12 protein-coding genes are annotated in these 17,934 nt (G+C 27.4%); 1 reads left to right on the top strand and 11 read right to left on the bottom strand.

The window, feature by feature from the left end; translation table 11 throughout:
* Positions 1-496: 496 nt before the first annotated feature.
* Positions 497-2,686 (bottom strand): glycoside hydrolase family 9 protein, encoded by a 2,190-nt coding sequence (locus CLPUN_RS12020; RefSeq protein WP_077847518.1) that lies wholly within the window; start codon positions 2,684-2,686, stop codon positions 497-499.
* Positions 2,687-3,305: 619 nt separating this feature from the next.
* Between CLPUN_RS12020 and CLPUN_RS12015 the strand changes: the two genes are divergently transcribed.
* The gene (locus CLPUN_RS12015; protein WP_077847517.1) at positions 3,306-4,667 is read left to right on the top strand and encodes a DUF2334 domain-containing protein; all 1,362 of its coding nucleotides are present in this window, start codon (positions 3,306-3,308) and stop codon (positions 4,665-4,667) included.
* A 151-nt stretch (positions 4,668-4,818) separates the two neighbouring features.
* Here CLPUN_RS12015 and CLPUN_RS12010 read toward each other — a convergent pair whose 3' ends face one another.
* The 10 genes from CLPUN_RS12010 to CLPUN_RS11960 form a co-directional block, all read right to left on the bottom strand.
* A complete protein-coding gene (locus tag CLPUN_RS12010; protein WP_077847516.1) occupies positions 4,819-5,985 on the bottom strand; it encodes an MFS transporter in 1,167 nt (388 codons plus the stop codon).
* Between the two features lie 45 nt (positions 5,986-6,030).
* Positions 6,031-7,464 (bottom strand): cardiolipin synthase, encoded by a 1,434-nt coding sequence (cls, locus tag CLPUN_RS12005; RefSeq protein WP_077847515.1) that lies wholly within the window; start codon positions 7,462-7,464, stop codon positions 6,031-6,033.
* A 759-nt stretch (positions 7,465-8,223) separates the two neighbouring features.
* The gene (locus CLPUN_RS11995; RefSeq protein WP_077847514.1) at positions 8,224-9,480 is read right to left on the bottom strand and encodes an MFS transporter; all 1,257 of its coding nucleotides are present in this window, start codon (positions 9,478-9,480) and stop codon (positions 8,224-8,226) included.
* Positions 9,481-9,663: 183 nt separating this feature from the next.
* The gene (locus tag CLPUN_RS11990) at positions 9,664-10,836 is read right to left on the bottom strand and encodes a polymer-forming cytoskeletal protein (protein WP_077847513.1); all 1,173 of its coding nucleotides are present in this window, start codon (positions 10,834-10,836) and stop codon (positions 9,664-9,666) included.
* A 31-nt stretch (positions 10,837-10,867) separates the two neighbouring features.
* Positions 10,868-11,728: a hypothetical protein gene (locus CLPUN_RS11985; RefSeq protein WP_077847512.1), complete on the bottom strand. Its 861-nt coding sequence runs from the start codon at positions 11,726-11,728 to the stop codon at positions 10,868-10,870.
* A gap of 14 nt (positions 11,729-11,742) precedes the next feature.
* A complete protein-coding gene (locus CLPUN_RS11980) occupies positions 11,743-12,423 on the bottom strand; it encodes a DUF4004 family protein (protein ID WP_077847511.1) in 681 nt (226 codons plus the stop codon).
* A 388-nt stretch (positions 12,424-12,811) separates the two neighbouring features.
* Positions 12,812-13,225: a hypothetical protein gene (locus CLPUN_RS11975; RefSeq protein ID WP_077847510.1), complete on the bottom strand. Its 414-nt coding sequence runs from the start codon at positions 13,223-13,225 to the stop codon at positions 12,812-12,814.
* A 236-nt stretch (positions 13,226-13,461) separates the two neighbouring features.
* Positions 13,462-14,682 (bottom strand): tyrosine--tRNA ligase, encoded by a 1,221-nt coding sequence (gene tyrS, locus CLPUN_RS11970; RefSeq protein WP_077847509.1) that lies wholly within the window; start codon positions 14,680-14,682, stop codon positions 13,462-13,464.
* A gap of 236 nt (positions 14,683-14,918) precedes the next feature.
* Positions 14,919-16,331, bottom strand: a complete 1,413-nt coding sequence (locus CLPUN_RS11965; protein WP_077847565.1) for a glycoside-pentoside-hexuronide (GPH):cation symporter — start codon at positions 16,329-16,331, stop codon at positions 14,919-14,921.
* Positions 16,332-16,762: 431 nt separating this feature from the next.
* Positions 16,763-17,911 (bottom strand): AlbA family DNA-binding domain-containing protein, encoded by a 1,149-nt coding sequence (locus tag CLPUN_RS11960; RefSeq protein WP_077847508.1) that lies wholly within the window; start codon positions 17,909-17,911, stop codon positions 16,763-16,765.
* Positions 17,912-17,934 lie beyond the last annotated feature (23 nt).

The following is a 17,934-nucleotide window of genomic DNA, read 5'->3' as shown; positions in this document are numbered from 1 at the left end:
AAATATTAAACACTCATTAAAAAGGTATTATTCAGTTTTTTGCAAAATAAATAGCCAGCGCCATAATAAAAGCCCCAGAACATAAAATAAAAAAAGCTATAAAATTTTTGCATAACTGATTTTTTAATATCCTTTTTCATGATTTTCTCCATTTCTAAATTAATACTTATAGTTTTATACAACATTAATATAATACTAATCTTTAAAATTTATCTTTTTATCATTATAACAAATCACAAAAAATTGTCAATATCAATTGACTATTTTTCATATTTTTAGTTAATCAGATAACTATTTAATAATATTATTTTGTATTATTATCATAATTTCAAGTAATATTATAAATATTTTTTAATTTATTAAAATCAAAAAAATTAATTATGTATTGCAAAACCTTGTTATAATCATTAACAAGCTTTTGCAATACATAACAAATTAAATTCAGTAACCTTCCTTATAAAACAAAAGGGGATCTTATGAGGATACCCCTATGTCATTAATTCATATTCAACTGAGCCATTGCATGAACAAGTGATGAGTTCCAATAAGTATCTACTTCATTAGTTGAATAACTTTCTGAATTGTCAAGATAACATTTAGCAGAAGGCTGTCCTTGCAAACTATTTTTTACAACTGGATCTTCTAGATTTTTATTTGGTCCACCTGCAATCATACCTGGTATTGCTTTACCTTGTACAATAGATGGTCTATGATGTGGATTTTTTACATCATCTGACCCATAACCTGTAATATAACATTTACCTAATGAGTTTTTACCGAAACAATAATTAATATGTTCTTTTGCATATTCTAAGTATTCTTCATTAGGCATAATTTTATATGCTTCTGTAAGCAATGCAGCATTATTAGCTACTTGCATATTACTACCCCAATGGTAATCTGTTCCATTAGAAATGTTATATCCATCATTTTTAGCTAAAGCTATAATGTTTTGCGCTTCATTTAAAATGTAATTTTGGATGTTACCAGTTACATTTTTATCAGCATCTTTTGCTGATAAATATGCAATATTACCATAGTTACCTACACTAATCCAATCATAGCCAGTTTGAATTTTTGTATTAGCCATTTTTTTAAATGCTTCATCATACTTACTGTTGCCTGTTGCCTTAAACAACTGAGCAGCTGCCCAATATCTTTCATCGCTATCATCAGTATCACCATATTCTCCAGTTATGATACCTGCTGGATTTTTAACGATACTATTTGGTGTTTTTTCAAGATATGTCCAAGCTTTTTCTCCTGCTGATAAATATTTTTCAGCAATTGCTGGATTTGTATCTTTAAGGTTTTCATAACCCATTGCCATAATTGCTGCAAAGTCTGCTGTTGCAGTTGTTGAAATAGGAGTTACAATAAGTTCTTCTTTTTCGTCTTGTGGCATAACATAGCCTGGGAAGTTAGCACAAGTTACTTTATGATGAACGCCACCACTTGTTGGTTCTTGCATTTTTAACAGCCAATCTAATTGATATTTTGCTTCATCTAAAATATCTGGAATTCCATTTCCACTTTCAGGAATATTAAAATTATCTCCAAAAGCTGCTTTGTTATTTTCATAAGCCGATAATAAATCAGCAAGAGTCTTTGAACTAGCAACTACATAACGTCCATAGTCACCTGCATCATGCCAGCCACCAGATACATCAATTTTTTGATTTGTATCATAAATTGTAGCAAGATCTGTATGACAAGCTGGATGAGACCATAAACCACCTAAATTTTCTGGAACTTCTTGTCCACATCTTTGTAAATAGAAAAATCTAACTAAATCCTTAAATACGTTACTATAGACATCTTGTCCTATAGTGAATTCAAAAGAATTACCTAAACTATCTGTTTCAATCCTATAAGCACCTGGTGTTCTAACAGAAGAAAAATCACCAAAGCTATCTATTTCTTTAGCTGCTTCATTGTAAGCCTGACCATTAATTTCACCTTCATAAACAACCTCTTTTGTACCAGCTGAAACAACTCTAAATTTACGATCTTCAGTTTCTGCTCTAAACACAACTTTTTTCTTATCATCTGGCTTGTAACCTACTTGATTTAAAACAATTTTTTCTTCTACTTTTGGTTTTTCTTCATCAATTTGTACTCCAGTATCATCAATAAGAATTAACTTAACATTATCAAATTTAATAGAGTGCGATTCAAGCTTTTCTCCTGTTACATTTCCAATATTAAAAGCAAGTCTTGGAGATGTATCATTTTCTTCTGTCATCACAAAATCTTGTGACACTTTCTGAACTTCTTTAGTTGCATTTACTCTTCCTTCAACATAAGCACTATAATCTCCACGATTAAGTTGAATTCTATAATCAATTTTTCTATCAATTGTAGAGCTTACATCAAATTCTAAACGGTATTTTCCATTTTTATAGATTTTAAAACCATCATTGTAGATTTGCATACTATGTGCTACATTTCCACAATTAGTTACTTGTGCCTTAATTGCTCCATCTTCTAGGCCCACCTCACCAATACCACCATCAGTTATAAAATTCCCCCAACCCGCTAAATCTTTATTAAAGTTACCGTTTTCAATTAAATTAATATTTAATTCAGCAGCTTGTACTGTTTTTTGAAATCTGCCATTGCATGTAAGCATACCTACACATAAAACTGCACTTGCAATTAATGCAACTATTTTTTTAATTTTCATAATTAGTTCCTCCTGTTTTCATATTTATTTTGTGTTTTGCAAAACTAAAAATCTTTTATTTTATAATTTTTTCACTTTTTTTATTTTGTCCGCTAAAAATAGAATTCATATATATGCAAACAAAGCTTTATTTAATCAATGAGGAAGTATTGTTAATTAGTTTAAAACACCTAACAATATGATTTCATAATCTCATAATATTCAATATTTTGGAATACTTATTCCGTCAATTCCACAAAATCATTCATAAAAAAACAAACATACTATATGCTTACTAAATTTTACTTCTTTGTTCATTACAATATATATTTTACGATAAAAATATTGATTTTTTTCAATACTAGGATATAATATTTATTTACTTAAATTAGTATTCATAATGATTTAAATTTGCTTGATATAATTGGTTTCTATAAAAAAACTTTCTATTGTCAATTAGTTTTTAATATTATATATCTTCTCCTGTAATATTAGTATTTGAAACGCTTTAATAAAAGTGGTTGTACTTTTATAACTATATTTAAATTTAACAAACTTTCTTCTAACAATAAATAATAAAAAAAATATAAATGTAAATAATAAAGAAAATATACTCTACAGAATAAGGTGGACAATGATAATGATTAAAAAAAAGTTTATTTACATTTTATTAACTCTTTTTATATTTTCTTTGCTAAGCTGTACTAATGAAAAGATTATTAAAAATAAATATAAAGAGAATATACCAAATGAAATTTCAAATAATGATACAAATGTAAATCGCATAGCTTTGACGAATATTCATATGACTAAAGATAATGTAAAATTTAAAATTGATGGTAAGGCTCTAAATCTTAAATCACCAATATATTTAGATAAAAATAGATATTATATTTGTTTAAATGACTTCACTGCTCAGCTTCAAGGAACTATTGAAAAAGTTGATACTATTTTAAATATAAAAATCAAGGATCAAAATTATTCTATTAATTTACATGATAATGTAGTTAATTGTTCTGATAAAATTTTTCATCTAAAAAAAACAATGTTAAATGAGAATGATATATATTATATAAGTTTTTCTGATTTATCACATATGCTTAACCTATATACTAGCTGGAATAAAGATACTAAAACAATTAATTGTAAAATAAATGGTTATAATATAGATGATGTTACCATATATAACCCAAAAATAGATCAAATAGGTCTTATACGTTTTGAAGATGTAGGCTTAAATTCACAACCTTACTCCAAATATTATTTTGAAAAACTTCGTATAATAGCTAATTACATGAATATAAAGAAAATACCATATCATATAGCATGGATACCAAGATATGTGATTCCAAGTCTTAGCGTTGATAATGATCCTTTAGTTAAAAATAATTTTGAAATCGCAGAAATGGTATATAGTCTAGACTTTTTTTCTAATAATAACGGAATAATTGGACTTCATGGTTATACTCATCAATTGGGTAATGATGAATCAGGTATAGGCTTTGAATTTGGAAGATATGAGCCTTCTCCAACTATTTTTAGGGAAAAAATCAAAAAAGCTACTGAAACAGCTCTCTTTTTAGATATTCCAATTAATTTTTTTGAAGTTCCCCATTATGAAATTACACCAGAACAAAATAAAATTGCTGAAGAATATTTCAAGATATTGTATTATCCATTTAATGATTATGGACCTAAAAAGGCTGATTTAACTAAACCACAGCTTAGTCCTTATAACAAATCTTCCTATTATATATCAACTCCTCTTAATTATATTCCCGAAGGTAAAGAGGATATTACTTTAAATAAACTTAAAAATATCAATATTAATAATATGGGTAGTGTATTTTTTCATCCAAATTTAGAAGATAAATATATTTCTATAACTGAGGATTCTAATGGTTTCCCTACTTTCACTTATGAAAATAATTCAACTTTGAAAAAACTAGTAAGCATATTAGAAGAAAAAGGCTTTCGAATGATTAAAGTTACAGATATTTAGAAAACTCCTAACAAAAGCCTTAAACATTTCACAACTGAAATGTTTAAAGCTCTTTGATTAGAATCCATATTCTCAGCTTAATGTATTAGTCTTTCTACTCATATATTGCTTGTATAAAGTTTTAGAAATTTTGTTACTTAAACTATTAAGTCTATTGAGCTTTAATTTCTTGCTTGCTATTAGGAAGAATTTTAGCTGCAATTAAGGAACTAATTAATATAATAAAAAATCCTACTAAATACATAATAGTATATCCAAATTTTCCTTGAATTGTGCTAAAAATTTGAGGATATACAAAATTAGCGCCAGCTGACCCTAATACAGTTACAAATGCATATGTACCTGCAACTAATTCATCTTTAACAACTTCTCTAATATATTTAAATAAAAATGTTAAATAGCATGCATACATTAATCCATGTAATTGGTCACCTAAAACAATTAGCGGTATATATCCTGTTGAAAATAATAATATTCTAGCAGCTGCTATAAGAAACGCTATAATTAAATATTTCTTTGGATTTTTTCCCCTTAAAAATCTTCCTACAAGCATAAATGATATAAATTCAACAAAAACTCTAAAGAATATAGATTTGCTATATATGTAATTAGCCAATGTAGTGCTTCCTGTTATTTCAATTAAATAAGTTGAATATGCAAATTCAATTGCATTATAAACTCCAATAATTAAAATACTAGTAAATCCGAGGATTATTGAATTTTTGTTTTTTAATATGTAGCTTAATTTTATTTTGTTTCTTTTGGATTTTGCTTCAATATTTTTGAATTTAGTGATTATTATAAATACAACTATAAATGCCATTATAATACCTAAAATATGAATAGCTTTAAAACCATATTGTGAAATTATAGTACCACTTAAAAGCACTATAACTCCAAATCCTATAGATCCCCATTTTCTTATTTGAGAGTATTCCATTCTTTGTTTAACACATAAACCTTCAATATAAACATCATATATTGTTCCAACTGTTTGTATAATTACCCCATACAATACTGCAAATAAACATATAATATTTTCATTAACAAACATTAAAAATATTATCATACAAATTAATCCACATAAATGTATAACAATAAATTTTTTCTTGCTTTCATTTACAGAAAATTTACCAACTAAAAATTGTTGTGAAAGAATTGCAAATAGTGCACCTATGGATACTACTTTTGAGACTTGACTTAGAGATAATCCAACAGTTTGATTTAAATATGGAACGTAAAAAGTTGTTACTATACTAATTACCCCATAATGGATAAATGTAGCTAATGAATAATAAAATTTAACTTTGTCTTTCATCTGATACTCCCCATGTGAAAATTAAAATTAACAATCACCTATAAATTATAATATAGGTGATAATAATCTAATTATTGATTCTTTAATTCTAATATTAATGCTTCTATTATTATAAGTTTCTTTTGTCATTTCTTTTGATGCTTCCACATCCTTCATGAATTGTGCTTCACCTTCTTTAGCAATTCTATCATCAAAAATAAAAGCATTAACTTCAAAATTCAATTTAAAACTTCTAATATCCATATTAGCTGTACCTATACTCATTACTGTACTATCTGCAACTATTGTCTTTGCATGAATAAAACCTTTTTGATAATTGTATATTTTTATTCCTGCTTCTAATAATTCTCCTATATAAGAACTTGCTGCCAATTGCATAAAGAAATGATCTGGTTTCCCTGGTATTATTATTCTAACATCAACTCCAGACAGTGCAGATATTTTCAAAGATTCTAATATAGGTGAATCTGGTATTAAATATGGTGTTTCAAGATAAACATTTTCTTTTGCATTATTTATAAGCTTTATATAAGCATTTCTAATGTACTGCTCCTTGTGGTCAGGTCCACTAGTTACAATTTGTATTCCAACATCACCTACACCTGCATTATTATTTGATGAGTATCTATTATAATCTTCAATTTCTTCATCTGCCGCATAACACCAATCCAGTAAAAATCTTTCGTTTAAATCATCTACTGCATCTCCTTCAATTCTCACATGAGTATCTCTCCAAAATCCTACTTCTGGATCTTTATTTATATATTCGGCACCGACATTGAATCCTCCAACATAGCCATATTCTCCATCTATTACAACTATCTTTCTGTGATTTCTATAATTTATACGCGTATTTATGTGAGGTACAATACCCGGGAAAAATATTGAGAACTTTCCTCCTGCTGCAAGATATTTTTTAATTGCTTTCTTTGTTAACTTTCTAGATCCCATACTATCTACTAATAATCTAACTTCCAATCCAGATTCCGCCTTTTTTGTAAGTTCTTTAATTATTTCTTTTCCAAGTATGTCATTTTTAAATATATAATATTCTATATGTATATATCGTTTTGCGTTTTTTATATCTTCTATTAGCTGCCTAAATTTATCGTCTCCATTAACATATACGTTAACATTATTATTAGTCGTGTACTTTGCACCTGAGTGATTAAAATTCATATTCCTTAAATCTAAAAATCGCTCTCCACCATCATGAATCGGAATATCGCCTTCATATTTTTCATTTGTATTTTTTCTTTTATGCTCATCCACACGTATCTTTTCTTTAAAAATCTTTTGCCTACTTAAATTTTGACCAAGTATAATATATATCATAAATCCAAGACCTGGTAAAACTAACAATATTAAAAGCCATGCCCAAGTTGTCGTTGGATCTTTTCTCTCTATGAATATTAATGATAGAGAAAAAAGTATATTCAAAAATAAAATCACGACAATTAAAATTAATAGTATATTCATGTTATATCACTTCCTTTATCCTAAGAAACAATCGCTAATAAATAGGCTCATTTAATCATGCCATTATTAACAACATCTATCTTATTGTATCATGATTACACAAGTTATATTAATTATTTTTCAATTTATCCCTAATTTATTACTTAAAAATAATCATTTGTAGAAAAGCCTTTAAATAATTACAGCATTAATATCACTAAGTTTATAATAAATAATTCCAACACATTATTTTAAAACATAATTTATAGAATTAAATGATATGTACAGTTTTCATTTAGCGAACTCATTTTTCTATATTATTCCAATATAAAAGAAGAGCTGTTAATTAAATTTTTTTCATAACAATTCCTCTTTATGTTTAAATATTAATTCATATTGGACAACTTGGTTTATATAAAAAGATTTTCTTTAATTATTAAATTCATTTCTTACTTATGTTCTGTATTACATAATATTATTCCACCAGTTATTGGCACTTGCCTCCCAAAGCATATAAACTTATTAATCTCATAGTTTTTTTCTAAAAACATTACATGTTCCTCTAGATATTTCTTTACACTTTTATTTGTCACACTTCTGACATAACAAGAATATATATTAATATTATAGTTAAAACATTATTATTACCCCTTAAATAATAATTTGAATCGTATTTAGAATGGCTTACGAATATGTAAGTCATTCTTTTTATGTGAATTATTATATAAATCTTATCATTAATTATTTTACTTAATCTAAAATTTCATTAGCATTTCTTAATTATTCGGTTTTTGCTTCATAAGCTTCTTCACAAGCTTTCATTAGGAATATTCCTGACGCTAAAACGGATGCTATATTTACAATTGCTAAAATATCATAATATTTAATTAAATCTATTAAAATTCCAAATAATAATGATCCTATTGGAACTGCTCCTTGAGCAAACATTCCAAGTATCGAAAAGAATCTAGAACGCATTTCATCTGGAACTAGATTTTGAAGATTCGTTGAAATTGGAGTATTTAGAAATGCATTACAAACCCCCATTAAAAGGCAACAGGCTGACATTGATATAAACAAAATTGCTTTAGCCCCACCAAAAGCACTTATTATTTGAGGGAAAAACAAAGCAGAAAATACAACTATTATAGTTGTTTCAAGAATAAGTCCCGTTTTCATAAGCTTTTTTAATCCTAATTTTTTAAAATGTGCTGAAATACTAACATTCCCAAATAAAATACCTACAGTAAAAAATCCCAATAAATATCCATACAGCTCCGAACCAAATCCTAATTCTTTTCTTAATGCATAAGGAATTAAAATATCTAACATAGGTACTAATAAGAAATTAGAAACCATAGCAAATGTGGATAATTGTAGTAATCCTTTCTTGCTTTTAATAAATTTTAGCGTTTCAAAATTTTCATTAAAAATAATTTTCATATCTATTTGTTCTTTTAATTCCGCTTTTTTATTATAACCAATAAACATTGAAAATACTGCAGAAATTATAAATGAAATTCCATTTATATAAAGTATCATTTTAATTCCAAATACTCCATAAATTATTCCTCCAAGTGCTGGTCCTAAAATTGCTGAAGCTGCATCAAATACACCTTTAGTAGAATTAGCTTCTATTAGTTTATCCTTAGATATTAATTGTGGCATCAATGCATTTGAAGATGAATTAAACAAACTATCCATTATTGATATAAATACTTGAGCTATAAATAAAATGTAAATATTAAAACTTCCTATCATTGAAAGAACTCCTAAAAAGCAAAGGAGAATTCCTCTTCCAAAGTCCGTAACTATCATTATGTTCTTTCTATTTTTTCTATCACCAAGAATTCCTGAAAAAGGTGCTACTAAAAGTGCAGGTGCAAGGGTTAATATTGAAAAAATCCCCATTAATGTTCCTGAACCTGTTACATCTAATATATAAAGTGGAAGTGCTATAGTTTGAATACCACTCCCTATTAAAGATACAAATCTCCCTCCCATAAACATAAAAAAGCTTTTATTATCTTTCCTCATTTAACATTTACTCCTCTCAAATTAACATTATCACTCATTTCTCTTCTTATTTAATTGTAATTATAAGAAATTTTTAGTGTCTTAAAATCTTTACTATTTTATTTGAATTTTACATATAAATTGTGACTTTAACCATTATAATACGAATATTCTTGTTCATAAGCTGTGAGCTCTAGTTGCTATTTAACTTATATTTACCTTCCCTCCAGCATCAATACTTCCACTTATATGCTTACAATTTATACTACTTCCACATTTTACAGATCCTTCAATATCACCACAAGTAACTGAATGACCTGCATCAACGTTACCTCCAATATCTTTGCAGTTAACAGAATGCCCTGAATTTACATTTCCATGAATATCATAGCACTCAACTGACGCTCCAGCATCTACATTATTTAAAACATCTCCACATTTTAAATTTCCATAACATTCAACATTAAGTGCTTCACCTTTATATTCAACACTTAAATTGTATGTACCTGCTTCACTTTTTTTAAGCAGTTTTGTACCTCTAAATGCAACAATTCTTATTTTCCCATCATCAGCCCAGCCAACACTTGGAACTTCAGCTCCATTTTCAGTTTTAAAACTTCTATTAGAAGCAATTGAAATCATTTCTTCTGCTTCTTCCACATTTATTTTTCCACTCTTATATAATTCAAGTATTTTTATTATACTAGCATTTGCCATATTATCAGCTCCTTCAATTTGTTTATTGGGAATATTTCCTATTTTACAGGTATCATCAATAATAGTCTGTCCTGCACATTCTAAATTTTCAATAATACAGTCATTAGAAAGTCTTACATTTTGAGCTTTTACTATCTTAGCTTTTAAGCCACTAGCTTCTAAATCAGTACATTCAATTACATCTACTAAAGAATGACTTAAAGATAACTTTCGACCTAAATATATGTTGGTAAGCATTAAAAACTTAGTTGGAATTTTTGAATTCGTTAATCCATCATTCTTATTTCTTATAGTTATTTTATCCCCATACATCTTTGAAATTGAACATACACCATCTATATAAATTTCATCAGCGGATACTTCATGAGTACAAGTAATAACTCCATCGCAAGTAATATTATCGGCTTCAAGCTTGGCTCTTCTAATCTTCAAAACACCACTTATTTTTGCTTTCTTTACCTTAACATTTTTTAAAATTCTTCCTAATCCATCACATACAAATTCATTTGCAATGATTTCTCCATTGCTTTTAAACATTCCATTAATAATAACTTTTTCCGCTTCAATATTTCCTTTTAATTTACCCATGCCGCCTATAGAGACATCCTTGTATTCTCCGCCATATATGGTTCCCATGCCATCAATTTTTGCATCTTGCACCTTAACTCACTCCCTCTAATAAAAAACAATATTACAATTTTATAACTTCATTTACTACTGCTTTTTCAGATATCTTTATGCTATTTTTATATTCAACTTTTTCAATAATACATAAATCCCCGATTACAACATCTATTCCACTTATATAATCAGCTTTAACATACTCAACTTCAATCTTATCTCCTTCAATTTCTTTAACACTCATAATAGATCCCTTTTTTTTATTATTCCTTCTATATGAGTTTAGTGACATTGTCATTGGAAGCATTTCAAATTCCTTATCTCCTTTAAAATTATTGCTTATAATAATTTTACTTCCAAAAATACTAGCTATATTTATTTTTTTACTTGGCTTTATATATATAAATTCTGCATTAACTCCTTCTGCTTGAATTTCTTCAAAGCTATAAAATCTTTCGCATTCTAACATCCCATTATATTGAAGCAATGTAGCAGATATTATATTATTAAATTGAAATTCGCAACTCATATTAAATGGATATAGATTTTCAAAAGTTTTAGCTTTAAAGAATCCTTTATATGCTAAAATATTACTACTCTTCGCTACAACTCCCCTTATAGAATTTCTAAGAACGTCACATTCTAAGAATTCTGCCTTTAATATTCCAGTGAGCATGAATGTTAAAGCCTTACTATGACCTTTTATTTCAATATTTCCTACAGCTTTAAAATCACCAAAATTACTGTTAACACTGTCTATATTACCTACTACATTAAGCTTATTAATATAGGAATCATTAATATTAATTTCTCCTGCTACTCTCATTTTTTTTATATTAGCCTCATTAATCTCTAGATTTCCTGCTGCATATACCCTGTCTACTTCTCCACTTATAGTCCTATTTCCTAAAGCCCATACATTTTTCTTCATTAATTATTCGCCCCTTAATATGAAAATTGCATCTTTCCATTGTTTTCCTCTTCATTTTCAGTATCAAATTTAAAGTTAAAGCTTTTTCTATATTTTAGTTTCATATTACTACTAATATCATCTAATCTAAATTGCTTTATAATATTTAACCTGCTATCTAAAAACACTTGAGTTTGCTCTTGATATATAGTTGCATAATAATCTTCAGCCTTATCAAATAAAACAAATATATATCCTGTAGACTTTATGTTTGTACAATAGCCCTTTATTCCAGAAATTAAACCAATGACTGCGCCTATTGATATATCATTACTTTTCTTTAATTCAGATATAGCAATCATAATTAACACTTCAATATAAGTAAAATTATTTTTTTCAAAGCCCTTAATAAAAGCAGGAATTAATCCTTTATTTATTTCTTCAATAATCTTTAAGTCATCTGTTGTAAAATTTCTTTCTGAAACCTCTGGTGAAAGAATTTTAGCAAGTTCTTCAAGCGAATATTTATCTTTTAACTCCTGTATTGCTTTAATTCTATTTAAAATTTTATTTTTAGGGAAAAAAGTTTCTTGCCCTGTAAAAGACGGCTGCTTAATAAACCATTCCTCTGGAATTAATCCTTCTCTTTTCCAACGATAAAGCTGACCATAAGAAATCTTAGTCTCACTTAATAAATCTTTTTTAGATATTAACATAATTTACCTCCTTCGTAACAATGTTTTATTGTAACTAGTGTAACAATGTTTTGTTCTATTGTCAAATAATTCTAACGAAACATTTTATTATAATTTTAAAATTATAATTATTTAAATACTTCTTACTAATAAGACAAAGTGCATATAACTATATTTTATCAATTATTAGCTCCTCTCATTTCTATTTTCTATTGAGCAATAACCTTAAAATCTATATTTAGATAAATCTTTCAAGCTTCAATAATCCTATTGCTTTCTTATATAACAAAAAGAGGTATCGCAAAATGATTAAAATTTAATCATTTTGCGATACCCTACTATATTTAACTTATCTATCCCACTTATAAATATATACATCCTAACTTGATGAATTTTATAAATATCCCTTTTATATAGAATATTCTATAACTGCATGTCCCTTTGAATTGGGTTTATTTGAATGTATATAAATTTTAATCGTGGTTTGATGCCAAAAGCTTGTATTTATGATACAAGAGACTTCTTCATTAGCTTTAATACTATCCCATTGACCTCCACCACCATCTGAAGATTTTATTTTAACAGAATAAATACCATCTTCTGGCACTATAATCTTTCCAGAAATATTTACGCTTTTACCAAAGCCATGTTCACTTCCTGTATAACTATAATCTCCATTATCATCAAAAATAAAATCAAAAACTAATGAATTTCTATTATTATCAATATTGTTTTTTGACATAGTAACTAGACCTTTTTCAATTAAATTTTGCTCACATTCTTCGTTTAATTCCCTAAATATCTTTTCAAATACTATCTTCACTAAAATCAAACTCCTATAATTTTTATAGTTAATTTATATGAAACATGATATGATTTTAGAATTTATAATAATTTTTAATTTTAATGTCTAACATAATATTTTATTTCTATGTTATTAAAAAATTAATATTTTCTATAAAAAAAGCTATCCATATATACAGATAGCTTTTTAATTTCTTATAGTTTACAATTCTAAAATTATGATCAATATAGTATATATATCAATCATAATTCAATTTATTTAACTTCTATTTTATTATAATTTTTCTTTCCTCTCTTGATTAAAGCTGATCCATCTTGTAAATCTTCTTCATTTAAAGTTCTATTTACATCCTCAACTTTAACACCGTTAATGGTAAGCCCACCTTGTTCAATTAATCTTCTACCTTCTTTTTTAGATTGTAAAATCTTAGTAGATGCCATAATATCTATTATTGGTAACCCAATTTCTTCTTTAGTTATCGTCACTGTTGGTACATTTGACATGTCAGCACCACCTGCAAATAAAGCTGTTGCAGCTTCTTCTGCTTTTTTAGCTTCTTCTTCACCATGAACAAGCTTTGTTATTTCATATGCAAGAACCTTCTTAGCATTGTTTATTTCAGAACCTTCTAAGCTTCCAAGTCTTCTTACTTCATCCATTGGTACAAATGTTAATAATGCTAAACATTTTTGCACGTCTGCATCATCTACATTTCTCCAGTATTGATAGAAATCATATGGTGAAGTTTTTTCTGGGTCAAGCCACAATGCTCCTCCAACAGTTTTACCCATCTTTTGACCTTGGCTGTTAGTTAATAACGTACATGTCATAGCCATAGCTTCACCTTGAGCTTTTCTTCTTACAAGTTCAACTCCAGCTATCATATTAGACCATTGGTCATCTCCACCAAGCTGCATTTTGCAGTTATATTTCTGATTTAGTTCATAAAAATCATATCCTTGCATTAACATATAGTTAAATTCTAAGAATGATAATCCTTTTTCTAATCTTTGCTTAAAACATTCAGCTGTAAGCATTCTATTTACAGAAAAATGAACTCCTACTTCTCTTAGGAAATCAACATAATTAAGATTTAATAACCAATCTGCATTATTGGCTAATATTGCCTTATCATCAGAAAAATCTATAAACCTTTCCATTTGTTTCTTAATAGATGCAACATTATGTTCAATATCCTCTTTTGTAAGCATTTTTCTCATATCAGTCTTACCACTTGGATCTCCAACCATAGCTGTCCCGCCACCAATTAACGCTATTGGTCTGTGTCCTGCTTTTTGCATATGTGCCATGAACATCATAGCTATAAAATGTCCTACATGCAAACTATCTGCTGTTGGATCAAAGCCTATATAAAAAGTTATTTTCTCATTTTCTAATAACTTTCTTGTTTCTTCTTCATGAGTAAATTGTTTTATGTATCCTCTTTCTAATAACTCATCTAATACACTTGCCATTATGGTCCCTCCTAAAAATCTTGTTATTTAAAATAAATTATAATTAAACTTATATAATAACAAATACTTTAAATTTAATAACTTTCTATTATTTAAATCACTTATTATAGTATATCCTCAACCTTAAGTTTTGGCAACAATTCATACAATTCTAGGCTCATAATAAAATAATATAAAAAAAGAGATCCCATAGAATAATTTAAGAAAATTATTCTATGGGATCTCTTAATTAAATTTTATTCTATAATTCCTTTTTCCCACTTACCATTTTGTAAATCTGAAGCAATATTTCTATACTTATCATCTGGTAAATTATGCAATATACCAACTACAATAGCAGCTATTGCTAATGCAACGGCTGGATATAATGTCATTGCACCTTTAATCCCTAATAAAGTTGTAGGACTTTGCTGAGCATTTGAAATATATCCTGTCAACCCTAATACTCCTGCACTAACAAGAGCAGCTATAGATTGAGCAATTTTTCTTGAAAAGTTAAATGCAGCATAAGTTATACCTTCTTTTCTTATTCCAGTATGCCAATGACCATAATCTATAGCATCTGACACAAATGCCCAAGTAACCCCATTGGGAATAGCTAAAGCTGCATATCCAATAGTAACAAGAACTATGAAAGTATTAGCATTTGTTGGGATTATGAAGTTTAACCCATTAGAAATAATTCCAATTAAAAATCCCATCATTGCAGTTTTCTTTTTACCAAACTTCTTAACTAAAAATGGAATAGCAAATATTCCAATTACAGAAAATCCAATCATTATACCATTTACTTTCGGCTGAAGATTAATATCTCCTAAGTTATATTGACAAAAGAAAATCATCATTTGGTTATTTGTATTCATTGCCGATATTGTAAATAATTGCATAAGAATTAAGCATAATAATGGTCTATTTGTAAATACAACTCTAAAATAATCTTTAGCTGTAGCTTTTTCTGACTTGCCTTCTCTATTAACTACTACATGCTCTTTTGTATTTTTGAAACAAATGAAAAATGAAGTAACTCCAATAACAGCCATAATTGCAGCCGCAACTGGATAACCAATTCTAGGATCTGCAAACATAATAAGAATAGGTACAAAAGTTACACCCGTTATTAATTGTGCTCCTAATGAACCCGCTTGTCTAAATGTTGCTAATTGACTTCTTTCTTCTACATCTCTTGTCATAACAGATGCCAATGATCCATACGGAACATTAACAAATGAGTAAACAAGTCCCCAAGTCATATATACTGCATAACCATATATAATCTTAGTTGAAAGTGATACCTCTGGCATTATAAATGTAACTATTGTAAGTATTGCAAGAATTATACTTGAAATCATCATCACAGGTCTAAACTTCCCTGATTTACTTGGTTTCCTACGATCTATTGTTGATCCTGCTATTGGATCAACAAATGCATCAAATATTTTAGTAATTGAGAAAATACCTGCAACAGCACCTGCACCAATACCACATGCATCAATAAAAAACTTTGTGAGATATGATTGTCCTAAATCAAACATAAAACCATTACCAAAGTCTCCAAAACCATATGATATTTTTTCTTTTAAACTTAATTTAACACTTTGATTCTTTTCCATGTTATTACTAATTTCATTATTATTTTTTATTTGTTCCATAACTTTTGCCTCCATTATATATACTCCAATTAACAATGTATAATTGCAAATTAATAATGAATTATAAAACCAAAAGAGAATATCGAAAAAACAAATGTAAAATTGTGATTCTCACTTTTTATTCTAAATTTTAAAATCCATTTTTTGTAAAAATTATAGACATTTAATTGAAATTTATATATTTAATTTGTATAATGACTATGTTCACGTTAACAATTAGTTGCAACTTATAATCAACATTCAACTATGATTATAATCCTAGCTATTAAATTCTGCAACTTTTAGATATTAATTTTAGTGAAAAGTATTTATATATATATTCTTAAAATTAAAATTCAAACATATATATTAGACTAAAAAAGTGTGAAAAAACTATTTAAATACGGTAAGTTTTTCACACTTTTTCTTTCAAATGAATAATATTACATCAATCATTTATTACTTATGCCTGGTAATATTACTTTAAAACTATGTTCAGTTCTAGAATTAACAAATTTAACCCTTCTTCTTCGATCAAACGAATTTCTAATAATTGTAAACCCTCTTCCACCGCTTAAAAATCTTTTTTTATCATCCAAGGAAATTAATTTTTCATAAAGCCAAATATTTCTTTTGTTATACTTAGTTCGTTCCCCCTTAGCATTTTCACCAATAAATTCACCTGGACTTGAAATTATAATATGATTTTCATCTATAATTATTTCAATTATTTTGTTTAAATCGAAATATTCTCTATACAAAACTGCATTTTTTACAGCTTCAACTACCGCTTCAACTGGATATTCTTTGGGTAAAATTTCCTTTATTTTTTCCTCTGTTCTATCAACCATAGACAAAAGACTTCCTTGAATTATATATAGTTCTCCATGAACATGATTTAATTTATTAATAATTTTTATCATATTATTAGGAATATATATGTAGTTTTTATCTGAAAATACAAGCAATCCTCCATATGTGCATTTAAGAAGGGAATTCTCCTTATGTTCAAAAGCTATTCCTGCACTAATCAATAGAAATTTTCTATTTTCATCATTAACTTCAATTCCCTTATTATTAAAGTATTTATTAACTAAATCCATGTTTAACATACTAATATCACTTCTTATTAATGGACAGGTTTCAATTGTTAAACTTAAGTTTACTTCAAATAAAGCAATTAATTCCTGTTTTCTCATTACATCTGTAGTAGAACCTCTTCTTATGTAAAAAGCCCCATTTTCTCTAACTTGATACGGTTTTTGATCTCCATCGTAAATAGATATAATTCCTATTCTCTTTTGCTGAATATCCACAAAATCCACTTCTATTGGTATTGGTGGTTCACATCTTGTTGCTACTATTTGTTGTATCTGTTCTTCATGAAACATATCATCTTCTTGTATACCTATGACTTCCCTTGTTTTATCTTCAATTCCAACAATTATGTATCCTCTTCCACCATTAGAATTAGCTATTGCACATATATCCTTGGTTAATTCCTTCTTTCCAGTTTCATTATAAAGTTCTAACCTCAATTTAAAATCTAATTTTGTGCCTTCTTGCTTTTTTACCAAAGCCAGTAACTTTTTACTATCCATAATCCACACCTACTTTATATAAT

This window comes from Clostridium puniceum, from assembly GCF_002006345.1.
GTDB lineage: Bacteria > Bacillota > Clostridia > Clostridiales > Clostridiaceae > Clostridium > Clostridium puniceum.
Note: the sequence above shows the minus strand (reverse complement) of the source record. Positions and strands in the feature narration are given on the sequence as shown.